At 40.4% G+C, this 4,016-nt stretch carries 1 protein-coding gene; it reads left to right on the top strand.

The genetic code is table 11. The annotated features are described in order from the left end of the window. Nucleotides 1–178 precede the first annotated feature (178 nt). Entirely contained in the window at nt 179–3,700 is a 3,522-nt protein-coding gene (locus AB204_RS20980; RefSeq protein WP_053067953.1) for an inverse autotransporter beta domain-containing protein, read from the top strand. Nucleotides 3,701–4,016 lie beyond the last annotated feature (316 nt).

Here is a 4,016-nt window from a genome sequence, read left to right on the forward strand (position 1 = left end):
TAAGATTACTTTTGGTTATCAGGCAATAATAATTTTTCATTACGCATAATGATAAAACTTTTCCTAATGTATGTTAAGTGCATAGAAATATTGTTTTTTTTAAGTTTATCTGACGTCTAATACTTAAAATCTGCTCAATGGCTCATATTTTATGAGGTATTTATATATGGACTCGTACATGAGTAATAAGTTCACTCGTTTTTCGGTTTTTATATATTCTTTATTTTTACCCTTTATACCCATGGGTGCTCTGGCTGTGGGGGAAGATCAATCTGAGCATCAGGTAAAAGAGCGATCTTTACAGAGAACAGAAAATGAAGATAACAGAGATAATAAGGAAGATGTGAACATGGAGTTGATCGCCCAAAACCTGCAAAAGGTTGGTGGTATTCTGACATCCTCGCCATCGCAACTGACCGAACAAGCCAAATCTTACGCGCTGGGTAAATTAAATAGCACAGTCACCGGGGAGGCACAAAAATGGCTGTCTCAGTTTGGTACAGCAAAAATTAATTTCTCCATGGATAGAAAAGGTAAACTGGATAATAGCTCAATAGATTTTCTGCTGCCGCTTTATGACAATAAAGCGGATTGGCTATTTTTTTCTCAGGTTGGCTATCGGAATAAAGACAGCCGAAATACCGTAAACTTCGGTTTGGGGGGGCGTTATTTCACTCCCGGTTGGATGTATGGTTTAAATACTTTCTACGATTATGACGTCACGGGTAAAAATAAGCGTATGGGGTTAGGGGGCGAAGCCTGGGCAGATTATGTCAAACTCTCTGCCAATACCTATTTGCGTTTGAGTGACTGGCATCAGTCTATGGAAGATAAAGATTTCGAAGAACGTCCTGCCAATGGTTTTGATCTCAATGGTGAGTTTTTCCTGCCTGCTTATCCCAATCTGGGGGGAAAATTGGGTTATGAGCAGTACTTTGGCGATAACGTTTCTCTGTTCAATCGCAGCACCAAACAGAAAAACCCCAGCCTTGCCCGGTTCGGGTTGAGTTATACGCCTGTCCCGCTGGTGACAATGGGAGTGGACTATAAGCATGGCAGTGGCGGGCATAGCGAAACCTTATTCCTGGCCAATCTGAACTACCGATTTGGTGTGCCTCTGGGGGTCCAGCTCTCGACAGATAGCGTGGATTCTATGCGTACATTGGCCGGAAGCCGTTATGATCTGGTTGAAAGGAATAACAACATTGTTCTGGATTACAGGAAAAAAGCCATACTGGAAATGATGTTGCCTGACACCATCACCGGATATAGCGGCGAGAAAAGGCAAATAACCGCAGACATCAGAGCGGATAAATCCATTAAAACGGTAACCTGGTCAGCCGATGGGGCATTCTATGAGAATAAGGGCAATATTCCTCTTGAAGGTGGTCAGACTATTGACCTCACTCTGCCGAATTATAATCCCAAAGGTACAAACAGTTACGAAATTTTTGCTGTTGCAGAGGACGAAACAGGCAAGCAGTCCGGAAAGAAAATAATACACGTGGTGGTTGAACCCATATCGGTGAAGACAAGCGTTACCGCCAACCGCCCTGTCGGTGCTGATGGCAATGCACCGTATACATTGACCGTAACCGTGAGTAGCGGAAAAGACAATCACCCACTCAGTCATACCGAATTTAAGGAGGCTAAATGGACCTATGAATATCCGGGTATGCCGACAGAAGAAGATCTTGAAAATCTTGATGTCTATGTGCCCGAATTTGATTCGCATCCTAATGTAACCAATTCGCAGGGTCAATTGATTGTGAAATTAACTTCCGTTAGACCGGCAAAAGATATCAAGGTGTATCTTGAAATTCCGGGAGTACCTAAGATACTGGTAAATAAAACGGAACCCATTAGTTTTGGCCAATATTCATTACGCCTTACTCAAATGGAATCTGCACCGAATGGCCCTGTTTTCATTAAAGGTTCAAACAACCCAAACAATGCTTACATCTTCAGGGCTGTGGTAGTCGATGAATTTGGTGCTCCGGTTAATGGTGACTTAGGCCCAGACTCCTTTGTTAAATGGGTTACGGAGCCGAGCACCGATGTGATCATACAAAATTCCTTTTCTTCAGATAAACAAGGGACACTTGAACAAGGGCAACTTTTTGCCACAGTGCAGAGTACTAAAGCTCAGACCGTTAAGGTAGGCGTTGTGATAAAGAACGAAGATGGGTATGGAGTGAATACAGATCATGGAAGGATACCCCCCGCATCTGATGCACCTGTCTATTTTGATCCCGTAGAGTTTGTTGAAGATAAGCAAGAACTGAACGTTACATTTGATTTTGAAGCGTCATCTACCTCACTCAAAGCAAATGGCAGCGAATACACGGTTACTGCGACAGTGGCCGGTAAAGATGGTCAGCCTTATAAAGATCCAACCGTAGTCCCTGTCTGGAACATAATCTCACTTCCTGCTGCACCGGGTGCATCAATAACCGCAGTGGATAGTAAGATGGATAGTCAGGGAAAATTAAAGGCAGTATTGAGAAGTACGCAGGGAATTAAAAATGCCAGAGTAGGACTCACCCTCAATGGCGGAGTAGCAATACAATCTCAGCTTTTTGACTTTATTCCAGAGGACCCTTCTGATGCTGTAATTAAAGGTTCAGTGGAAGTATCGCCTGAGGGACCACTGCCTGCGGATATGGAGAATAAATTTGCCTATAAGGTATTGCTGTTAGATTCGCAAAACGGGAAGCCGATCAAAAATCAGACATTTAAAGATATTTCCTGGGAAGTGGTGTCTGATAAGTACGACCCACCAGAGAGTTTAATATTTATCGATGTGCAGAATACGACCGATGATAAGGGGTATTTAACGGCATCTTTGGTAAGTAGCGCGGGACTTGACGGTGTGGAGGCACAGGTAACCGTTAAGATTAATAACAAGTCCCTGTCTGCGAAAGCTAAAAAAGTGCGTTTCAATGAGGTAGAAAGGGAAGCAAATGTAATGTCGATGGTGGCTGACGGCTCTGCTAGTAATTATCCCGTTAACCTGTCATCTTTGGGAAGACCTTTTACTGTCATGAATTTTATGCAATATGTATTGACTTATAGAACTTCCAATGGCCCTGGAAATGTGTTCGATCAGGGGCTTTATAATAATGATAATGATAAATACGATATTCAATATGATGTTCCAGCAGGCTCTTCTATTGAGGTGAAATCAAGTGTAGGCGGGCCGGTTTTGGTGTTCCCTCCTCAAAAATTCAAACCTGAACCAGTAAAAGTCACCGCTAAGGTTACTAATAAGACAACAGGAGAAAAGTATATTGTTTCATATCAATTCAATCCTAAGAGATATTTTTTGATTCCAGGTTATTCTGTTGATATTAATGCGAAACTAGGGGATAAAAACAGTTCATGTGAAACTCTTGAACCAAGCAAAGTTTTTAATCTCAGTAAATTAAGATCAGTCTCTCCGGATATGCTGGGTTATTTTAGTTCTAAGCCTGGCAAATATTCTTTGCTGAATGATTATCCAAATGATGGAAATTCTTTTCCACGTAATGGACAAGGTAGTTATCTTCAACTAATAGGAGAAGAAGGTGGTGAAAAAATAGCCTACGTATATGTTGCTAATAATTCTACTTTTCTAGGAAATAGCTCTATCATGAAGAGGAAGGAGAATAATAAATTTCCAAGTAAATTGCTTTGTATACTCCCACAATCTATAATCTGACTGGATAATTATTAAACTTCGAAGCAGGCTCATTAATTGGGCCTGTTTTTTTATCATCGGATAGCAAAATTCACATATTATTTTAATGCAAGGGAACGGAATTACGTGAAGATTTTTTCCTAATGAGTGAAAATTGAGTCTCTCGCGTTTTATCATTTTTTTATTATGGAAGTTATAAAGGATAATTTTATGTTATCGATTGATAACTATTTTTCATGATGAGAGCTGAAATTTTTTCTAATATATGAAATTAAGGAAATAGCCTAATTTTTTATTGAGTTAGTTTTAAGCTTGAATAATGAAATTTTTTGAGGAA

Origin of the sequence: Xenorhabdus khoisanae (assembly GCF_001037465.1) — a bacterium.
GTDB lineage: Bacteria > Pseudomonadota > Gammaproteobacteria > Enterobacterales > Enterobacteriaceae > Xenorhabdus > Xenorhabdus khoisanae.

What these genes read in the sequence shown, in the direction of transcription:
- AB204_RS20980 (WP_053067953.1), top strand. Translation starts at nt 179, where the DNA reads ATGAGTAATAAGTTCACTCGTTTTTCGGTTTTTATATATTCTTTATTT.